Source organism: Shewanella sp. 3_MG-2023 (assembly GCF_030548765.1).
Classification (GTDB): Bacteria; Pseudomonadota; Gammaproteobacteria; order Enterobacterales; family Shewanellaceae; genus Shewanella.
The window spans coordinates 155,109-175,319 of record NZ_JAUOSH010000006.1; the positions used below are offsets into that span (position 1 = coordinate 155,109).

The 20,211-nt window shown below is 42.8% G+C and carries 17 protein-coding genes; 11 read left to right on the plus strand and 6 right to left on the minus strand.

Annotated elements, in window-relative coordinates:
* Positions 1-218 precede the first annotated feature (218 nt).
* The 3 genes from Q4591_RS05445 (at position 219) to Q4591_RS05455 (ending at position 4,865) form a co-directional block, all read left to right on the plus strand.
* Positions 219-1,337: an efflux RND transporter periplasmic adaptor subunit gene (locus Q4591_RS05445; protein ID WP_303459819.1), complete on the plus strand. Its 1,119-nt coding sequence runs from the start codon at positions 219-221 to the stop codon at positions 1,335-1,337.
* Positions 1,334-4,408 carry an efflux RND transporter permease subunit gene (locus Q4591_RS05450; protein ID WP_303459821.1) on the plus strand — a complete coding sequence of 1,025 codons (3,075 nt, stop codon included), beginning with the start codon at positions 1,334-1,336 and terminating at the stop codon, positions 4,406-4,408. The genes Q4591_RS05445 and Q4591_RS05450 overlap by 4 nt, the downstream gene beginning before the upstream one ends.
* Positions 4,409-4,583: 175 nt before the next feature.
* On the plus strand, positions 4,584-4,865 hold the full coding sequence (locus Q4591_RS05455) for a hypothetical protein (protein ID WP_102475422.1): 282 nt from the start codon (positions 4,584-4,586) through the stop codon (positions 4,863-4,865).
* A 34-nt stretch (positions 4,866-4,899) separates the two neighbouring features.
* On the opposite strand, the gene Q4591_RS05460 is transcribed toward Q4591_RS05455, so the two are convergent.
* Complete coding sequence (locus Q4591_RS05460; protein ID WP_303459825.1) at positions 4,900-5,820, minus strand: LysR family transcriptional regulator; 921 nt, start codon at positions 5,818-5,820, stop codon at positions 4,900-4,902.
* 375 nt (positions 5,821-6,195) lie between these two features.
* On the opposite strand from Q4591_RS05460, the gene Q4591_RS05465 reads away from it, so the two are divergent.
* The 3 genes from Q4591_RS05465 to Q4591_RS05475 are packed head-to-tail and all read left to right on the plus strand — an operon-like array spanning position 6,196 to position 8,901.
* Positions 6,196-6,939, plus strand: a complete 744-nt coding sequence (locus Q4591_RS05465) for a (Fe-S)-binding protein (RefSeq protein ID WP_076540150.1) — start codon at positions 6,196-6,198, stop codon at positions 6,937-6,939.
* Positions 6,940-6,950: 11 nt separating this feature from the next.
* Positions 6,951-8,333, plus strand: coding sequence for a lactate utilization protein B (locus tag Q4591_RS05470; RefSeq protein ID WP_102438728.1), 1,383 nt, complete (start codon positions 6,951-6,953; stop codon positions 8,331-8,333).
* Position 8,334: 1 nt separating this feature from the next.
* Entirely contained in the window at positions 8,335-8,901 is a 567-nt protein-coding gene (locus tag Q4591_RS05475; protein ID WP_102475424.1) for an LUD domain-containing protein, read from the plus strand.
* 50 nt (positions 8,902-8,951) lie between these two features.
* Here Q4591_RS05475 and Q4591_RS05480 read toward each other — a convergent pair whose 3' ends face one another.
* Entirely contained in the window at positions 8,952-9,845 is an 894-nt protein-coding gene (locus Q4591_RS05480) for a LysR family transcriptional regulator (RefSeq protein WP_102519877.1), read from the minus strand.
* Between the two features lie 141 nt (positions 9,846-9,986).
* On the opposite strand from Q4591_RS05480, the gene Q4591_RS05485 reads away from it, so the two are divergent.
* From Q4591_RS05485 to Q4591_RS05495, 3 genes are all read left to right on the plus strand, one after another.
* The gene (locus Q4591_RS05485) at positions 9,987-10,196 is read left to right on the plus strand and encodes an ATP-binding protein (protein ID WP_241901017.1); all 210 of its coding nucleotides are present in this window, start codon (positions 9,987-9,989) and stop codon (positions 10,194-10,196) included.
* Entirely contained in the window at positions 10,175-10,423 is a 249-nt protein-coding gene (locus Q4591_RS05490; RefSeq protein ID WP_198590838.1) for a hypothetical protein, read from the plus strand. The genes Q4591_RS05485 and Q4591_RS05490 overlap by 22 nt, the downstream gene beginning before the upstream one ends.
* 128 nt (positions 10,424-10,551) lie before the next feature.
* The gene (locus Q4591_RS05495) at positions 10,552-11,034 is read left to right on the plus strand and encodes a DM13 domain-containing protein (RefSeq protein ID WP_303459827.1); all 483 of its coding nucleotides are present in this window, start codon (positions 10,552-10,554) and stop codon (positions 11,032-11,034) included.
* A gap of 126 nt (positions 11,035-11,160) precedes the next feature.
* Here the strand turns inward: Q4591_RS05495 and cydX are convergent, their stop codons facing one another.
* From cydX to Q4591_RS05510, 3 genes are read right to left on the minus strand one after another with little or no spacing between them, the layout of a single operon-like run.
* Positions 11,161-11,286 (minus strand): cytochrome bd-I oxidase subunit CydX, encoded by a 126-nt coding sequence (cydX, locus tag Q4591_RS05500; RefSeq protein WP_102438737.1) that lies wholly within the window; start codon positions 11,284-11,286, stop codon positions 11,161-11,163.
* Positions 11,287-11,299: 13 nt separating this feature from the next.
* Positions 11,300-12,439 carry a cytochrome d ubiquinol oxidase subunit II gene (gene cydB, locus Q4591_RS05505; protein ID WP_102438739.1) on the minus strand — a complete coding sequence of 380 codons (1,140 nt, stop codon included), beginning with the start codon at positions 12,437-12,439 and terminating at the stop codon, positions 11,300-11,302.
* A gap of 15 nt (positions 12,440-12,454) precedes the next feature.
* Entirely contained in the window at positions 12,455-14,011 is a 1,557-nt protein-coding gene (locus Q4591_RS05510; protein WP_102438741.1) for a cytochrome ubiquinol oxidase subunit I, read from the minus strand.
* A 1,282-nt stretch (positions 14,012-15,293) separates the two neighbouring features.
* On the opposite strand from Q4591_RS05510, the gene Q4591_RS05515 reads away from it, so the two are divergent.
* Positions 15,294-15,851 carry a hypothetical protein gene (locus Q4591_RS05515; RefSeq protein ID WP_102475426.1) on the plus strand — a complete coding sequence of 186 codons (558 nt, stop codon included), beginning with the start codon at positions 15,294-15,296 and terminating at the stop codon, positions 15,849-15,851.
* Positions 15,852-16,336: 485 nt separating this feature from the next.
* Positions 16,337-18,451: a TonB-dependent siderophore receptor gene (locus Q4591_RS05520; protein ID WP_303459829.1), complete on the plus strand. Its 2,115-nt coding sequence runs from the start codon at positions 16,337-16,339 to the stop codon at positions 18,449-18,451.
* Positions 18,452-18,807: 356 nt separating this feature from the next.
* On the opposite strand, the gene Q4591_RS05525 is transcribed toward Q4591_RS05520, so the two are convergent.
* Positions 18,808-19,287, minus strand: a complete 480-nt coding sequence (locus tag Q4591_RS05525; RefSeq protein WP_102531868.1) for a Fur family transcriptional regulator — start codon at positions 19,285-19,287, stop codon at positions 18,808-18,810.
* Positions 19,288-20,211 lie beyond the last annotated feature (924 nt).

The following is a 20,211-nucleotide window of genomic DNA, read 5'->3' on the forward strand; positions in this document are numbered from 1 at the left end:
TTCGCTATAAGTGCAACCACGCCTTAACAATAAATAACATTTAATCACAAATTAGACTGGACAGTCTAGTTTTATAGAAATAAACTAAAACCCAAATAGACTAGACAGTCTAGTTCTTTATTAGCCCAGCATCACATGATGTATTCAATTGGTCAATGCTATTAAGCCTTGGTTTAATTGAAATTAAGGAAGTTGCAATAGCAATAGGAATGTTCACCATGAATAAGGTCACCCTACAGCGTCGCGTCAATAAGCTTGGCATTATCATCAGTTTGATTTTGTTAACGGCCTGTAATGAGGCCGCAATATCCAATACGGCAACAGTGACTATTCCTAATGTGATGACCCAGCCACTTAATGCCAGTAGCAGTTACCTTCAGCAGCAGCGATACACGGGTATTGTGCGCTCAAGCGATACCACCGCCATAGGCTTTGAACTGGCGGGCAAATTAAGCGACATTGTTGTTGATAGTGGCGATAGCGTCATTAAAGGGCAACAACTGGCCAAGCTTAATACCCAATTACTTCAGGCTGAGCAGCAACAATTAGCGGCGTCACTACTGCAAACCCAAGCCGATTTAGATTTAGCGCAAAGTAATTTTAATCGCTCCGTTAAGCTGAAGAAAAAGCAGTATGTATCCCAGCAGCAGTTTGATGAAAGCCAGCAGCAAGTCGCCAGCCTGCAAGCCAATCAAAAACGCCTACAAGCCTCGCTTCATGCCACCGAATTAAAGCTAGCAAAATCCACATTAGTGGCGCCTTTTGATGGCAACATCAGTAAGCGTCACCATAATATCGGCGAAGTTATCGCCTTGGGTAGTCCGGTGTTTACCTTAATTGGTAACAACCAGCAGCAGGCTTATATTGGGGTGCCAAACACGGTCGCGATGACCATGCAAACCAATCAAAGCGTCAACATCACTGTTGGCAATCAAACCTACACTGGCACCATTGCCGGGATCAGCGCAGAAATCGATGCGGTCACTCGCACTGTGCAGCTGCGGGTAGACTTACCCAATAACAGCCGCATGATCAATGGTGAAATCGCTTATCTTGAATACCAACAACAGGTCAATAGCGCCGGTTACTGGGTGCCCATTTCCGCACTCACTGATGGTATGCGAGGCTTATGGAATGTGTTTGTGGTCACCAAAAATGCTGACGGACAAGCCCAACTAGAGCGCCGCGACGTTGATATTATTTACACCAACCAGCAACAAGCCTTTATTAATGGCGCGATTGATAAAAATGATGTCATAGTCACTCAGGGCTTACATAAATTGGTGGTTGGCCAAATTGTTAGCCCAAGCTCACAAACTGTTGCGAGGTCATTATGATTAAGGCCTTTGTTGAAAATGGCAGGCTAGCAAGTTTAATGATTGCCCTGCTATTGGTGGCGGGGTTAGGCGCCATTAGCAGTTTACCCCGCACTGAAGACCCTAACATTACCAACCGCTTTGCTTCGGTGGTGACTCATTACCCCGGCGCATCGGCTGAGCGAGTGGAAGCTTTGGTCACTGAAGTGTTAGAAAATCAACTGCGCCGCTTAGAAGAATTAAAGCTAGTGCAATCTACCTCGCGCCCGGGCATTTCCGTTATCCAGTTAGAGCTTAAAGACACGGTAACTGACACAGCTCCGGTTTGGTCTCGAGCCCGTGATTTAGTCGCCGACAGTAAATCTACACTGCCGCTACCGGCGCAAAACAGCATTTTGGATGACCAAACAGGTTACGCCAACACCGCGATTTTAGGCTTAGTGTGGCAAAACGACAGCCCAATTCGAACTGACGTACTCAAGCGTTATGCTAAAGAGTTGCAAAGCAAGTTACGGGTACTTAATGGCACTGACTTCGTCAACTTGTCTGGCACCCCAGATGAAGAAATTCTGGTTGAGCTTGATGGCAATAAAATCAGTCAACTTAAATTAACTCCCGCTGCTATTGCCGCTATTTTGTCTAATGCAGACAGTAAAATATCAGCTGGTGAAATCCATAACGCTACCTTTAAAGCGCTGATAGAAGTATCAGGCGAGCTTGATTCAATCACTCGCGTGGGCCAAGTGCCGTTAAAAATTGATACTAATGGTCAGATCATTCGCCTAGGTGATGTCGCCAATATTAGCCGTCAACCTAAAACACCTGCCACCAGCATTGCGCTGATTAATGGCGCTGAAGGGGTATTGGTGTCGGCCCGAATGCTTGACGATAACCGAGTTGATCAATGGCAAGCGCAAGTAAGCCAAGTGGTCGATGACTTTAGCGCTAACTTACCGGCTAACATTCAAGTGCAATGGCTGTTTGATCAACAAGGCTATACCAGTGTGCGCCTAGGGGATTTAGTCATTAATTTAATCCAAGGCTTTGTGATTATTTTACTGGTACTGATGCTCACCCTTGGGCTAAGAAATGCGCTGATTGTGGCATTATCACTGCCGCTAACGGCCTTGTTTACCCTCGCCTGTATGAAGTACACCGGACTGCCCATCCACCAAATGTCAGTCACTGGTTTAGTGGTGGCACTGGGGATTATGGTGGATAACGCCATTGTAATTGTTGATGCTATTGCCCAGCGCCGCAAACAAGGCTTAAGTAAACTTGAAGCCGTGAGTAAAACCTTGCACCACTTATGGCTGCCGCTTGCGGGCTCAACCATTACCACCATGTTGGCCTTTGCTCCGATAGTTTTAATGCCCGGCGCAGCAGGTGAGTTTGTTGGTGGTATCGCCATTTCAGTGATGTTTGCTCTACTGGGCTCATACTTAATTTCACACACCATCATTGCTGGTTTGGCGGGGCGTTTTAGCCAAGATAATGCGTCTATGGCGTGGTATCAAAAAGGCATGGCCTTCCCGCGTCTTAGTCATGCTTTTCAAACCAGTTTACGCATTGGCTTAAAAAGACCCGTGATCACCGCTGTGCTGATTGGTATTTTGCCGGTTGTCGGTTTTGTTGCTTCAACTAAAATGACCGAGCAGTTTTTCCCGCCATCGGATCGGGATATGTTTCAAATTGAAGTGTATTTAGCGCCATATGTGAGCTTAGCCAATACCCGTCAGCAAGTTGAACAAATTGATCAGCGTTTACGGGCGCTTGAAGATGTTGAAATGAGCACTTGGGTCATTGGCGGCAATACGCCATCGTTTTATTACAACCTGACCCAGCGCCAACAAGGGGCGGCTAACTACGCCCAAGCCATGGTCAAAGTGACCGACTTTGATGCGGCGAATCGACTGATTTTATCGCTACAAGCTGAGTTTGATGATGCTTTTCCCCAAGCGCAAATTTTAGTGAGAAAACTAGAACAGGGCCCACCATTTAACGCCCCAGTTGAATTACGCATTTACGGGCCATCATTAGATGTATTAACTCAGCTAGGAGAACAGGCCCGCGGCTTGTTTATGCAAACCAAAGATGTGATCCATACCCGCGCCACCTTAAGTGCAGGCTCACCAAAGGTGTGGATGCAAATCAATGAAGATGCCAGCTTAATGAGCGGCTTAAGCTTAACTGATATCGCCAAACAAATTGAAATGTCTACCACAGGTATCATAGGCGGCAGTATTTTAGAGCAAACTGAATCGCTACCAGTAAGAGTAAGGTTAGCAGATAGCTCAAGAGAGCAAGCCACTCGTTTATCTGAGCTTAATTTACTGTCTAATAAAGGCAATATTATTCCGCTGTCAGCCATTTCCCACAATGAAATCAATGTCAGTCGCGGCGGGATCCCAAGGCGCAATGGCGAGCGGGTTAACACAATTGAAACCTACATTGTCAGTGGCGTATTACCCGGAAAAGTTTTAAATGATGTTAAAGATAAACTCGCCCAAATTGAGTTGCCAGCGGGTTACCATATCGAGATCGGCGGTGAAAGCGCCAAACGCAATGAAGCGGTGGGCAATTTACTGTCAAACATCGTAGTGGTGGTGACCTTATTACTGGCAACAGTGGTGCTGTCTTTTAACTCATTTAGATTAACTGCGATTATCTTATTAAGCGCATTTCAATCAGCAGGGCTTGGTCTGCTGGCAGTGTATGTGTTTGGGTTTCCGTTTGGCTTTACCGTGATTATCGGCTTATTAGGCCTAATGGGGCTGGCCATTAATGCCGCTATCGTTATTTTGGCAGAACTTGAAGACATGCCAGAGGCAAGACTTGGCAACCTTGAAACCATCATCAACATTGTTAGCGGCTGCGGCAGACATATTGGCTCAACCACTATCACCACCATTGGCGGCTTCTTACCACTGATTATTGCAGGCGGCGGTTTCTGGCCTCCCTTTGCAATAGCGATTGCAGGCGGCACCTTACTCACCACCTTGTTATCGTTAATTTGGGTGCCAACTATGTACCTATTATTAATGAAGAAAAAAGCCTTGCAGCAACCAAGCCTTGAGCCAATAAGCGTCTAATATAAAGGCGGTTATACCTATAACAAAACGGCGCTATTAAGCGCCGTTTTCGTGTTTATAGCTTGGTAAATTAGCTCATCTGTGCAATTTCTGCATAACTGTTAGTAAGCTAGGTGGCTTAATCAGTAATAAGATTTTCGCTAAACTCCTGTCATCTATTTTAAGGAGTCCTGCAATGAACATTTTCACCAAACAAACTGTGAATCAATACCTTCACGTATTGGCCGTTATTTTTCCATTAACCTTGATTGTGCCGATGTTTATGCTGCCGTTATTACAGCTGATACAGATCCCCGCTAAAAGCCTTTTAGGGGTCTTTATGAGCGATATCATGGTGGTTGGTTTAGCGGTATTTATTTTTATTCCTTTACTAAAAAATATCACCAGCAAACTAATATCCCCCAGAAAAGTCATAACAAAGCTGAATAAACCGCGTCAAATGTTAGCTGAAGACTAGTCAGTCATTATTGTGCAAAAGCATTGATATGAAATCAGCGATCCCAGTAGCAAGGGGTGCCATATTTTTTAGCGAGAAAATCAATCACCACCCTCACCTTGGGGGCTAATTTGTCAGTATTAAGATATAAAGCACTTACGGTTTGCTGCTCAGCTGAAGTGGAGCCACGGTAATTTTTCATAATGGCGACCAACTTTCCGGCTTTTAATTCTTCATTGATAAGCCAAGATGGAAACAGCACAATCCCGCTGCCACCCACTGCGCCCGACACTAAGGTATCGGCATTGTTACTGTAAAGTGAGCCACTGACATCAAATGCGTCAAGTTGCTCAATACCAATAAACCAGCGCTGTAAGCCCTTAGTGCCAATAAAAACCAGACAATTATGCCCGAGTAATTCTTCTGGGGTTTTAGGCTCACCATGTAATTTTAAATAACTTGGGCTTGCTGCCATGACATAGTTTTGGGTGGCAAATTGTTTCATCCGCATTGATGAGTTTTGTGGCACCCCAATGCGCACCAGTAAATCAATGGCCTCTTGGGCGGGGTCCATAAAACTGTCGGTTTGATGTATTTCCAGATTCAAGAGTGGATACAGCTCTAACAGCTCGGATAAAAAAGGAGAAATATGTAACCGAGCAAAAGCCACTGGCGCGCTAATTTTAACAGTGCCACGGGGGCTATCAGCTTTTTGCTCTATCCGCTGAGATACTAAATCATACTGACGGATAATCTCAGCACTGTGCTTAGCAAAAGCAATACCTTCTTCAGTTAATGAAATAGCCCGCGTATGACGGTGGAGTAACTTAGTACCGACCTTCTCTTCTAATTGATTCATTTTGCGTGACACTGAAGACGGCGTCATATCCAGCCTGCGAGCAACTTCAGAAAAATTGCCAAACTGGTGCGCCATTAAAAACAGTTTTATGTCGAGCAAAGAGACATCGTAGTTCATAGCAAGATCCCAAGTTGATACCTTAAGAGCATAAGCGATAAACACAAAAACGCACACATGAACCAAGGCAAGTGACTTTTGACACTTAAACAACAGTCATCTTGTTAAAACCAAACAGAAATGATCATAGAGTAAAATCATCAGGTATTTGGCAAAGCGACTATAAAACCAATTACTTAATTAGCAATGCCCTAACCCTCATCGATTACTTATTGCATTTATGAGAAAGTAAACCCGCACATTTGCTTTTTTACCTCTACTTTTTGCAAATTTAAAACAGTACATTAATCCTCCTAAATGTCACAGCGCTATTTTTATGACCTTAATTAGCGCTGTGACCTATCAGTTACTCTTATTCTTAACAGAGAATATGCTATGAAAATTGCACTGTTTATACCTTGTCTCGTCAATCAAATGCTGCCAGAAGTCGCCGTTGCTACGCTTGAATTATTAGAAAAGCTTGGCCATGAAGTGATATTGCCTTCAGGTCAAACTTGCTGCGGCCAACCGATGACTAACTCAGGCTGCTTTAACGAAGCAAGAAACACCACCATGAAGCTACTTAACGCTTTTAAAAATGTTGAGTGTGATGCCATTGTTTGCCCTGCTGCATCTTGCTTAGTGGCTGCCAAAGAAAATTTCCATGAGTTTGACAATAGCCCAGAAGCCCAAAAGGTTATCAGCAAGCTGTATGAACTGACCGAATTTTTACATGACATTGCCCCAATTAAGCAATTTTCGAAACCTCTGAATACCAAGGTTAGCCTACAAATGAGCTGTCACGGGATCAGAATGCTGAGTCTTGCCACTCCAAGCGAAAGCATGGGCAGACAATTTAATAAAGTCGAAGCAGTGCTGCAAAATATTGACGGCTTAACCATTGTCTATCCTGATCGCCGTGATGAGTGCTGCGGCTTTGGCGGCACCTTTGCCGTAGACGAAGGCGCAGTATCGGCAAAAATGGGCAAAGATAAAGCCCAAGCCCACGCAGCCACCCAAGCTGAATTTGTTGTGGGGTTTGACCCATCATGTTTAATGCACCTTGATGGCATGATCCGCCGCCAACAATTACCGATCCAAACTCGCCATATCGCGCAAATAATTAACTCAGTTCTATAGGAGGCTTTGCTATGTCAAACAATCATTCATCTGAAGCGACTCACGCTAGAAAGGCCGACATTTTTTGCCGCGATGAGTCTCGCGTCGATTGGCATTCAAAAGCCTTATGGTTACTCAGAGAAAAGCGCGATCGCGCTGCAAAGCAAATTCCTGAGTGGGAAAAATTACGCCAATTAGGTTCTGAAATTAAACTGCATACCTTAAGTAACCTTGGCCAATATCTTGAGCAATTTGAAGCTAAATGCCTTGAAAATGGCGTGCAGGTTCATTGGGCTAAAGATGCCGCTGAGCATAATGAAATTGCCCATCGTATTTTGGCAAAGCATAATGTCAAAAAGCTGGTCAAATCAAAGTCAATGCTCACTGAAGAGTGTCATTTAAACCCGTACCTTGAAGAGCGCGGCATTGAAGTTATTGATACCGATTTAGGTGAGCGCATTATTCAGCTTGCCGGTATGCCGCCATCACATATTGTGGTGCCTGCTATTCACATGAAAAAAGAAGAAGTGGGTGAACTATTTCACCACAAGCTTGGCACCACTGCTGGTGAGTCTGATCCCACTTACCTGACCCGCGCAGCTCGCGCCCATTTAAGAGCGCAATTTTTATCTGCTGATGCGGCAATGACAGGGGTCAACATGGCCATTGCCGATCAAGGTGGCGTCATGGTGTGCACCAATGAAGGCAATGCTGATATGGGGGCAAACTTACCTGCGCTGCAATTGCATTCTATGGGCATTGATAAAGTCGTGCCCAATTTAGACAGTGCTGGGGTACTATTAAGAACCTTAGCTAGAAATGCCATTGGCCAACCTATTACCTCTTATTCGTCTTTCTACAACGCGCCAAAGCCAGATGGTGAGATGCACATTATTATTGTTGATAATGGCCGCAGCGCAATGATGCAAGACAGTATTTTAGCCGAGTCACTGAAGTGTATTCGTTGTGGTGGCTGTTTAAATACCTGCCCTGTGTATCGCCGCTCTGGTGGTTATAGCTATAACTACACCATCCCTGGCCCTATTGGGATTGCAGTAGGCGCGCAGCACGACAAAACGGACTCTATGCCTTGGGGATGTACTCTCTGTGGCAGTTGTAGCTTTGTCTGCCCAACACAAGTGCCGCTGGATAAAATTATTGCCCGCCACCGCCGCATTAAAGCCGAGCAAAACCGCTTACCTTATGGCAAAAAGCATTACATGCCATTAGTCGGTAAATTTATGAGTAGTACCACAGCGATGAACTGCTCAATGAGCGCGGCAAGAACATCATTACGTATTTTACCCCATAGCTTATTAAAGCCATTTTCTGGCGCTTGGGGTAAATACCGCGAATTACCACAGGCACCAAAGTCGAGCTTTGAAGCTTGGTTTAAACGTAATAGAGGCCAATAATATGTCCAGTAAAAATACCATTTTGGCAGCATTGCAAAAATCTGCCGTGGCAACAGCCACTATGCCAGTTATCGATATCCCATTACGAGATATGGACTTAGTCAGTGCATTTAACACTAACCTCAGCGCCGTTGCCGGTAAACTGATTCAACAAGGTGGTATTGCTGCCTTAAACAGCTATACCCATGAGCTGATCAGCCAAGGTAAACAAGTGTTATCAATGGTTGATGGCGTCAGCGGCAACCGTCAGCAGCCTGACACTGCCCATGCGATGCAAGACATTGACTTTACCGTACTGAAAGGCGAGATAGCAGTAGCTGAAAATGGCGCAATTTGGGTATCGTTACCCCAAAGCCATCGAGTGACGCCGTTTATCTGTGAAAACCTGATTATCACCATTGCTGCCGACGACATAGTACAAGACATGCATCAAGCGATGAAGTTAATTAATAGTGCTGTACCGTCATTTGGGGTGTTTATTGCAGGCCCTTCAAAGACAGCCGATATTGAGCAAGCCTTAGTCGTCGGTGCCCATGGGGCTTGTAGTTTAGATGTTTACTTAGTTTAGGCATCTATCGACAAACTACACCCTGTTTTTGGCTAGCAACAGTTCAGTTGCTAGCCAAATATAGAGGCTGACTTTGACAACATAAAATCTAAAAACAATTGTACTTTTAGTGGCTGATGACTGCGCTGATGGTATAACAGCGAAATACGCCGGGTCTCACCCTGCCACTGAGGTAGCACTGGCACTAACGCCCCAGATGCCACTTCTTGCTCAACAAACTTAGTGGGACCATACATGATCCCCGCTCCTGCTACAGTTGCTTTCACCGCGCCGTGAATATCCGATAAGGTCAGTTTTGCCGGGCCCTCATAGTAAAACTCCCCCAACTGTTTATGAATTAAAACCCAATTAAACAGCGGCCACATTTTTACTAAATTATGCTCAACTAGCTGCTTAGGATGGCTCACTGCTGCCGCTTTGTCTAAATAACTAGGCGCGGCAAACAAACCATAATGCAGCACCCCAAATAACTTAGACACCCAAGATGAATCTGGCTGCGCTCCGCCTACAATGGCGACATCAACACCTTCATCAATTAAATCAATGGTCTGGTTATTTTGGCTAATGTGCAATTGAATATCAGGATACGCGATAGAAAACTCGGTTATCGCTTCCATCAGCAACATCGAGGTAATAGAAATTGGCGTAGCTAAACGCAGGGTACCTTCGGGCTTCGCTTTCGATGGATGGTTTAGCACATCAAGTTGCGCTATCACCCCTTGATAGCGTTCAAACAATGCCCCGCCTTCTTCTGTTAAGCGAATTCGCCGAGTACTACGCATAATCAGCTGCGTATTAAGGTGGGCTTCAAGCTTCGAAATTTTGCGGCTTACGGTAGCCACAGGCATTTGCAGCTCTTTGGCCACTTGAGTAAAACTACCCGCATTGACTAAATGCACAAACAAATGGATTAGCGCAATCTCGGCACCGGCATTATTGGACATATCAACTCTCTGGTAGCGAAATAACTATTGTAATAAAAAGTCCCTCTGTCACCTAGTGGGTTATGGGCCTTATTGGGGAAATAATGAGAATCAGCAGCCTACTAATTTAGAACAAGGAAAAAACAATAAAAAAACCTGCGCTTGTCTATTCAAAGGGATGCCACACTGCTGTTTCGGGCCATATATAATCTATTAGAAAACGCCACTAAATACGCAGGCGTTAATGCCGCCATTAACGTTGAGCTAACCGCCAACGGTTTTATCATTAGTGATAACGGCCCAGGTATTTCTGATAGCGAGAAAGACAAGGTGTTTCAGCCAAACAGGGAATGCAAACCAGTGAGCAGTTAAGTCAAATCACAGCCAGTATTGGTGAACTTGCCACTTTCTCTAGCAGTATCGCTAGCGCCACAGAGCAGCAAAGCGCCGTTGCTGATGAAATCACCCGCAACTTGCATCAGATATCGTCCCTTGCCAATGAAGGGCAAGAGCGCGCCGGAGAAACCGTTGAAGTCGCTGACGGGCTAACAGCGCTAGCAGGAGAGCTAAAAACCAAGATTAACTTCTTTAAAATTTAATCATTTGTTTGTAATAAAAGATTGTTAACTCAGGTCGTTATAAGGGGCATGAACGGTAAAGTTCATGCCCCTTTATTTGATAATGAGGTTACGATTAACTACCACTTTAATGACAGAACAGGTACAGAATGAAAAAACGCACCGTTATCGCACTACTTTCAACCCATGCACTCGTACTCGCCATTGGCTTTGGCGCGGGTATTTATGCTTTGCCTATTCTTACTGCACCAGATGCACCAAGTCGCGAGCAAGTGCAGTCAATTGACTCAGTGCAACGCTTTACAGGTCAATTCAGCCGTAACCTCAAAGATAGCGACGCATTGCATTGGGGCGAAGGCAAAGTGACCCTAGGCGATGAATTTATTGCACTGAATGGCAAGCTGTCACCAGGTCCTGACTTTAAAGTGTATTTGGCCAAAGAGTTTGTAGAAACAGAAGCGGATTTTAACCGTTTAAAATCAACGATGGTGCAAGTGGCCGACATCAAAACCTTCAACAATTTCTTAGTGCCAATACCAAAAGAGGTGGATATCGCAACTTACAACACCATCATTATTTGGTGTGAAAGCTTTGGTCAGTTTATTACCGCAGCCCAGTACCAGTCTATTTAAGCGCTTTAAAAACGATAACTCATTCAACCTTTGTAAGCTTGCTTCCCTTATTTCACCCATCAGCTAATTTTAAACAATAAAAAACCCTGCACTAGGCAGGGTTTGATATTTTACAACTTAAAACACTTACTTATTTTTAGCTTCAGACTCGCTAATACGGTCTAAGTTTTCAGTGTTTTCAAGCCAAAGCGCATTAATGATGCCAAAAGCACAGGCCAGTAATACACCTAAAATCCAAGCGAAATACCACATAATGGCTCCTTAATTAATAAAGTGATGCTTTGTTCTTTTCAATGAAGTCGCGGTTTAAGCGACCAAACATCTTGTAGTAAGTCCAAATGGTGTAACTTAATACTGTCGGTACGAAAATAATCGCCGCCCAAGTCATCACATTAAGGGTCATTTCACTTGCGGTTGCATCCCACATCGTTAAGCTCACATTTGGATCAAGCGATGAAGGCATGACGAATGGGAACATTGATGCGCCACATGTCACGATAATGCCTGCAATAGCTAGTGAGCTAAATAAGAATGCAAAACCACTTCGGTTAAAGCGACTTGCTAGAATCACCAAGATTGGCATCAACAAACCTAATGCTGGGAACAGCATAGTCAGAGGATACTTGTCATAGTTAACTAACCATGCGCCTGCTTCTATAGCAACAGTTTTAGCCGTTGGATTAGAAGGACCAGCAGTATCGATTACTGAAGTAACCACATAACCGTCAATACCATTTACTAACCAAACACCCGCAGCAGCAAACAACACTGTCACTAACAAACCACACACTTGTGATGCTTTAGCAGCGCGAACACGTAGCTCACCTTCGGTTTTCATTTGTAACCATGAAGCACCTTGCATCATCATCATAAGTGCACTGATTAAGCCAGCTAATAAACCAAATGGGTTTAGTAGGCCTAGTAAGCCACCTTGATAAGTTGCACGTAGGTATTCATCGAACTCAAACGGTACACCTTGTAATAAGTTACCAAAAGCAACACCGATAACTAATGGAGGTACAAAACCACCGACAAACAAGGCCCAATCCCACGACTTACGCCATTTTGGATCTTCAATTTTTGAGCGGTAATCAAAACCAACAGGGCGCAGGAATAAGGCGAATAACACCAACATCATTGCCACATAAAAACCCGAGAACGACACGGCATATACTGTTGGCCAAGCGGCAAATAACGCACCACCTGCAGTAATTAACCAAACTTGGTTACCATCCCAGTGAGGGGCAATCGAGTTAATCATGATACGGCGCTCAGTGTCGTCTTTACCAATAATTGGTAATAACGCACCCACACCCATATCAAAACCATCTGTCACAGCAAATCCAACTAGCAATACGCCAACCAGAGCCCACCAGATAAATCTTAGCATTTCATAATCAAACATAATCAGGTCCTCAGATTAAGCATCTTGGTTTTCAAAATGATATCTACCTGTCTTAAGGCATGATGGGCCAAGACGAGCAAACTTAAACATTAAGAACATTTCGATCACTAATAGTATTGAGTAGAACACAGTGATTGAAATGATACTGAACCATATATCACCTGGCGTTAGCGTTGATGCTGACATAAAGGTCGGTAAGACTTCTGAAATGGTCCAAGGTTGACGACCATACTCTGCCACAAACCAACCACATTCAATTGCAATCCAAGGTAGTGGCAAGCTGTATAGCGCTGCACGTAATACCCATGGTTTTTCTTCAATTTTATGACGGGTGCTTTGCCAGAATGCCGCAGCAAATACCAATAGCATAATCACGCCACACGCAACCATGATACGGAATGACCAGAACATAGGGGCAACGTTAGGAATAGAGTCTTTAGCGGCAGCTTTAATTTGCTCTTCTGTCGCATCGACTACATTTTCTGTGTAACGTTTTAGCAGTAGACCATAGCCTAAATCGCCTTTGGTCATTTCAAAATCAGCACGAATTTGCTCTGTTTCATTACCTGCGCGAAGTTGTTCTAGTAAAGAGTAAGCAATCATACCGTTACGGATACGAATTTCATGCTCGTCGATTAAGTCGATAATACCAGTCACTTGCTCATCTAAAGAACGCGTTGCAATGATCCCCATTACGTATGGGATCTTAATCGCGTAGTCAGTGTGCATGGTTTCTTGATTTGGGAAACCCACTGCAGTAAAGGCCGCTGGTGCTGGCTCAGTGTGCCATTCCGCTTCAATTGCCGCTAATTTAACGCGCTGTACTTCACCTACTTCATAGCCAGACTCATCGCCTAGTACCATTACCGATAGGATTGACGCCATACCAAAACTTGCAGCAATCGCAAACGAGCGACGGGCAAACGGTAAATCACGACCTTTAAGGATAAAGTAAGAACTAATTGCCAAGACGAACATCGCGCCGGCAACATAACCTGATGCGACTGTATGAACAAACTTAACTTGCGCAACAGGGTTGAACAGTACTTCAGCGAAGCTGGTCATTTCCATACGCATTGTTTCATAGTTAAACACTGACCCTACTGGGTTTTGCATCCAACCATTAGCAATCAGGATCCATAAAGCTGACATGTTAGAGCCGATAGCAACTAACCAAGTAACCGCTAAATGTTGACGCTTACTAAAGCGATCCCAACCGAAGAAGAACATACCCACTAAGGTAGATTCTAAGAAGAAAGCCATTAAGCCTTCAATCGCCAGTGGAGCACCAAAAATATCACCCACATAATGTGAGAAATACGCCCAGTTAGTACCGAACTGGAATTCCATTGCTAAACCGGTGGTAACACCTAAAGCAAAGTTAATTCCGAATAACTTACCCCAAAACTTAGTCATGTCTTTGTAGATTTGGTTATTAGTCATCACGTAAACGGATTCCATAATAGCCAAAATAAACGCTAGACCTAAGGTTAAAGGTACAAATATAAAGTGGTACATGGCTGTTAGCGCGAACTGTAACCGTGACAGTTCAACAACCTCTTCAATAATCATTGGCGACTCCTTACCCAGTACATCCAAATGTCATGTCGACTTCCTCAAAAACAAAAGTGTTATTGCAGGAAATAAATTTATTAATCTAAAGCAGCACCCAAAAAAACAGGTTAATGAATTGTTATTTTAAGACTACCGTAACTCAATTTCGTTTTTAGTTTATTTCGCCTTAGCACCACAATAGTGAGACGTTTATCACACCAAGATAGTAAAGGGTGACACAGCGCAAACAAACCAAGCCCACCAAAATCATAAAATCAGCAAAAACAGTTACTTATAAAAATAATTAATGGTGCACACCTCTATTTTATATCATCTAAATTTGATTCAAATCAATCAAACTTGCCACCCTTAATGGGTTTTCTGTGGGTTTTGGGCAATAGCGCAAACTACCAACTTTTATGTATTGACTAATACCCCAAATATTGCTAGGAATTTTTTTACATTTTTTTAAAATAGTGTTCCCTAATCCATGTTTTGCTAATGAATTTAGCCTAAGTAACAAAATTAGATCAAAACAAAACCATGGGATATATATTTTAACCCTTACAGCTTTAATTCAAATAATTAAACTATTGAATATAAATAACAAATAAAAATAATAGTTCGAAAACAAAGCAGGCACCCACACCTCATTCATTAGTTTTGCTAATGCGTTAGATTAATTTAACTCGTTTGAGAAAAACATCGGCAGGCTTTAATATTCGCCCCGTGTTGAGAGAAGGTCGATTGGACTTGAACAGAATGGATTTCAAGTTACATCCCCAACTCTACTAATTTGAAATTATTACTGAGTGGAGATTTAAAAGATGACTAAATTATTTGATCGCGTAATCAACAGCTACAAACGTATCTTTGTTGAAATGCACAAATCGTACTAAACGCTATTATGTTGTTGCTAGCATCAATACCTACAATTTAGGTGAGTGTTAGCAGCAATAAAACTAAAGACGCATTAAGTATGCAATTGCTTGCTAAATCCGTTGGACGTTTACCCTTGATGTTTTGTTAGCGCAAAACAGCTCTTGCAACATAGAGCAATAATCGGCCCTTTAGGATTAATATTCTAAGGGGCTTTTTATTGTCTGATTTAAAGTTTGCTTATCATTGGCGCTTGCAACAGAGTAATCAATGCATAGCCATAACCTCTAAGTTAGTACACATAAGTTAGGACACATAAGTTAGGACACTACTGCTTATATAATCATATAATAATCTATATATTGCCCATTAGTTGCCCCCGCCCAATACTCGTTGGCGATGAATCCTAAAGAGATGACATATGCATGAACAAAAGCTAAGCCTTGTTATTGAAAGCGGCCACCCTGCCTATGAATGGGCAAAAAAGCAGTCTGACGCCGTCGGCGCTTTTGGTCACATAGGTACTCATATTGATTGTTACGATTCAGAGCCATTAGAAGCACAGTATGAAGTCGATGTCGTTGTTATAAATTGTACTCACGAAATGCCGTCAGTGGATGATTTAGAGCCTTTAGCGTTAGCAGACAAAGCATTGGTACTTTTTACCGCAAACATTGAGCAAAATGGTTACGGCACGCCAAACTATGGCGTTATGAATACTGCGCTAACCAGTGATGCTATTGAGCAAATTCTACTTAACGCGCCCGCCTTTATCGTTATTGACAGCTACGGAATAGGATCCCATGGTGATGAACACATAGGTTTTGATAAAAGATGCGAGTCGAAAGGCTGTTTCGTGATTGAAAATGTGAACTTATCTGCAGCAGTAACACACTCAATGGTAAAACTTAAAATAGCCTTTGATAAGGACTCTAAATCGACAGGAAAAAGGTGCGATATTAGCGCAATTTGCCGCTAACTATTTATAGTTTAATAATGCTATCTAACTAATTGTCTCGAATTAATTTCACCTAACAAATCGCATCTAACTATATGTCCCAAATTAATCCCACCTAATAAATTGCACCTAACTATTTGTCTCTAATTAATTCCACCTAACAGATTACTCCTAACCTACTGTATTTAAATGTTTTTATTTAACATTCTGCATCTAACTATTTGTATTTAACTATTTGTATTTAACTATGGGATTAATAAAGATCTCCTGTTTAAGCCAGATGCGCCCTTTCTGAACCTCGAAACTCCTTTGGGATTAACTGGTTTTTCACTGTCCCCGCTAAAAAGTACCAGCAGCGGACTTTCTGTTTGCCGTTCTCAATAGCTTTATGTATTTCAAAACCCTTAAGTGGCCAAAGTGACTGTTTGTTACTGGCTTCACTTTGACGAAATAAATGATATGTTATAACATTGCCTTTTTAATCCATCCTTGATAGGGCAAAGCACGTGAAAAAGCATTTTCTATATTCAATTATTGTCATTTCTAATGGTGCGTTAGCGCAAGATAGCAATAACCCAACCTCAGAAACTAATGATGATATTGAGCGCATTGAGGTAAATAGACTTTGGCAGCCTTACCGAGGCAACGTACCATTGATTGATACTCCCCAAGCAGTAGATAGAATTAATGCCGATACCATCAAAAACGAGGGCATTACTCGTTTCATGGACGCCTTGGACTTTTCGCCTAGTATCGTAAGGCAAAATAACTCTGGCGGTATGTTTGATAGCTTTGCTATTCGCGGTTTTTCGGGCGACGAAAATAACCCGACAGGTTACTTAGTAAATGGCTTTAACTCGCGAGGTTATAACGGCAACAGAAATACCGCCAATATTGAAACCATTGAAGTAATGAAAGGGCCAGGCTCAGCACTGTACGGACAAGGTGAACCGGGTGGCACGGTCAATATCATCACTAAAAAGCCGCAATTTGATGAACAAGGTTATATTCAGGGAACCTTAGGTAATTTCAATCAAAAACAAGTGGAATTTGATCACACCAAAGGCATTAGTGACGATGTTGCTTACCGCATCAATGGCTTTTACGAAGATTCAGATACCTTTCGTGACCATGTTGATATTGAAAGCTTGAATTTAAGCCCGTCACTTTTGTGGAATATCTCTGACGCCACCAGCTTAAGTTATGAAATGGAAATTCTACATCAAAGCAAGCCGTTAGATCGCGGTGTCTATGTATTAGATAATGATTTTGACGCTGTCGATACTGCCGCATTTTATGGTGATACCCGAGACGGAGCCCATAAAGTTGAAGCGCTAGGACACCAACTACTATTAAATCATCAGCTTAATAACTCGTGGCACTTATTAGCCGGTTTAGCTTATCGGGATTCATCCTTTAAAGGTCAATCTTCAGATGCTGAACTATCTGACGGCCGCCAGCTGATTTATAGCGACCCAAATACCTTATCAAGACAAAGAAGAGAGCGTGATTATCAGGCGCAAGACTTCTCGGCGCGTTTTGAAGTTAGCGGTGACGTAGAGCTTGGTGGAATGACCAATAATCTATTAATTGGGTTAGATTATTATAACTTCCAGCTAGATACTGATTATAGAGTGTGGCGAACCGCTTGGGGTTCAGGCGATGCGACATACTCAATCAACCCTAATAACCCTGATTACACCATGTATCAGCCTGAAACCACACCAACAACCTTAACCTTTGAAGAGCAAAAAGGCCTTGGTTTTTACGCCCAAGATTTAATTGAGTTGACTGATAAAGCCAAGCTGTTATTGGGCTTCAGAGTCGATAGCTTTAATCAGCACATTGTCAATAAACTGGATAATGAGTCTCAAGAGCAAGATCAAACTGAAGTATCTTCTCGTTTCGGTTTTGTCTATGAATTGGATGACAATATCAATGTTTACACCAGCTACGCTGAAGGTTTCAGACCTAATCCTGGGCTTGATTCAGACAGAAATGCTTTTGACCCAGAACAAACTAAATCTTTCGAAGTCGGTCTTAAATGGCAAAATGTCGCTGACAGGTTCTCCGGTAGCCTTGCACTGTTTGATGCCAGCAAAACCAATATGTTAACAGCAGAGCCAGACACAGGGCTTTCTGCGACTTTAGGTGAGGTTGAAAGTCAGGGAGTTGAGTTTCAGCTGACCACCTTACTAACGGCTGATACCAGCATTGAGTTAGCCTACGCTTATACCGATGCAAGAACAGCAAACGATTTGATTGATAATGACTGGGGCGTGCCAATCCCTAAAGGTTCACGTTTAATCAACGTTGCAGAGCATGTCGGTCATGTGGCCCTAAGACATTATACTGACATTATGGGTAAAGAAGCTTATTTTGGCGCTACGGTCAATTACGTTGGCGACCGTCTAGGTGAAACCACATCACCTGATTATATTTTACCTGCATACACCTTAGTGAACCTATCCGCAGCGATAGAGTTAAGCAGCAAGTTTAGTGTAATGCTTGATGTGAATAACCTGTTTAATGAGCAATACTTTGAAAGCTCCTATCACAGGTTATGGACTATGCCGGGTGAGCCGATTAATTTCACCGCGAGTGTTAAGTATCAATTCTAATTTTCAGTATTAATTGCTGCTTGGGCTTGCTAATACGACTTCTGTTTAAGGTTTTCACTGCTCATTGACATCAGTCAACTCCGCGGTAAACCCCAAACTTCATTGTCTTAGCATCGCCACTAACGCTATTTGGATAGTTAAATTTGATAGTTAAATTTGATAGTTAAATTTGATAGCGTTAAACCTTGTCACTAGTCCCGACTGACAAGGGGCAAGTCCGCGGTGTAAACTCAAACTGCATTGTTTTAGTACCACAATGACATTAAGCGACCTTAGGGTCGCTTTTTTGTTGAGGATATCAGAGGTGAATCTATCAGTTGGGCTGAGTGGCTCAAGTGTCAAATATGAAGAATGCGTTACTCATTGGGCTTTTCACTAGGGTTAGCACAGTCATTACACAAGCATTGTAATTCTATTTGAGAGTTGAGCAGTTGAAAGTCCGCTTGTTGAATGCTCTCTTTTAAAGCCTCGATCACGCTGGCTTGAATGCCCTTCTCGGCCACTTTGCCGCAACTTTTACAAATCAAAAACTGCGGTACTTGGTGCTTGTGAGCGCAAGTGATGTGTGAACAAGCAAGGTACTTATTTTCAGATGATAGCTTATGCACTAAAGGCAGTTCACTGAGTATATCCAGCATACGATAAACAGACATCGGTGCTAATGATTCTTGGTGTGTCGCACGGTAAATATCAACGATTTCATAGGCTGATAAGGGTTTGCTAGAGTTAAGTAATACACCTAAAACATTCTTTCTTTTTGCCGTTAGCTTTACACCATTGTCGTGACATAGTTGTTCTGCTTTAGCAAAAATTTCAGTGTTATTAGAAGTAGGCATAGATAAGCTCAAGAGAAATCGTTATTGTTGTTATTATTTCTTGTCGGACTGACATTGTAAATGATAAAAAATAGAACATCTTAACAGCATTAAATAATTGCTATTTTTTGTGATTTTAAACCGTTTTTCGGCGCTTAGCTAATTTAGACCATTGGTTTCCTTTTTGTATTTCCAAACTTCGTTTGGATTAACGTCATGGTTTTCCACCCACAGCTGATTTTGACCTGTGGATTTTATTCTGCATTTCCAAACTTCGTTTGGATTAATATCGTGGGTTTTCTGCCCACTGCTGATTTTGATATCTGGGTTTCAGCCTGTAATTCCAAACTCCGTTTGGATTAACGTCGTGGCGCTTCGCCCCTTCTTTTGCAAAGAGCAGAGTCAAGGGGGAAAGCGCACACATTTTACAAAAGAAGCCCTTAACAAACCCTCAGCGCCCTAACGAAAAATGCTGAAAAGCGCATGATTTTCGATGGGGATTGATCCAGCTTTTAACTTCGTTTGTTGATAACTTCGGTCCCTGTTTATTATAAAGAGTGAAAATGCTAACGCTTCCGATGGTGCATCCCTGCACCGCGAAAGCTAGCCTGACGTCCTGTCAAGCTCACGCTATTTTCTCTGCGTCCTCAATTCAAAGGGAGTCCTTTAGCTGATTAGATTATTGGTTTTTTTAGCTTTTTTAATTGCCACGAATACAGTCAAATCGAAGAGATAATAATCCCGGTGTAGATGCAGCAGCGAGCTTCTGACTGCCAAGGATGGCAAGAATGTCATTATTTTTCTGGAACAAATTTGACCAAAACATGGCGAAGTTTCACAGCGTGAAACGCTCTGAGCGAGAGGCAGAGATGCCGAACTGGCCGTTTAACATGGATGTTATTTGTTTTGGCAGAGCTTACATGGACCTTTTGATTTATATAAAGA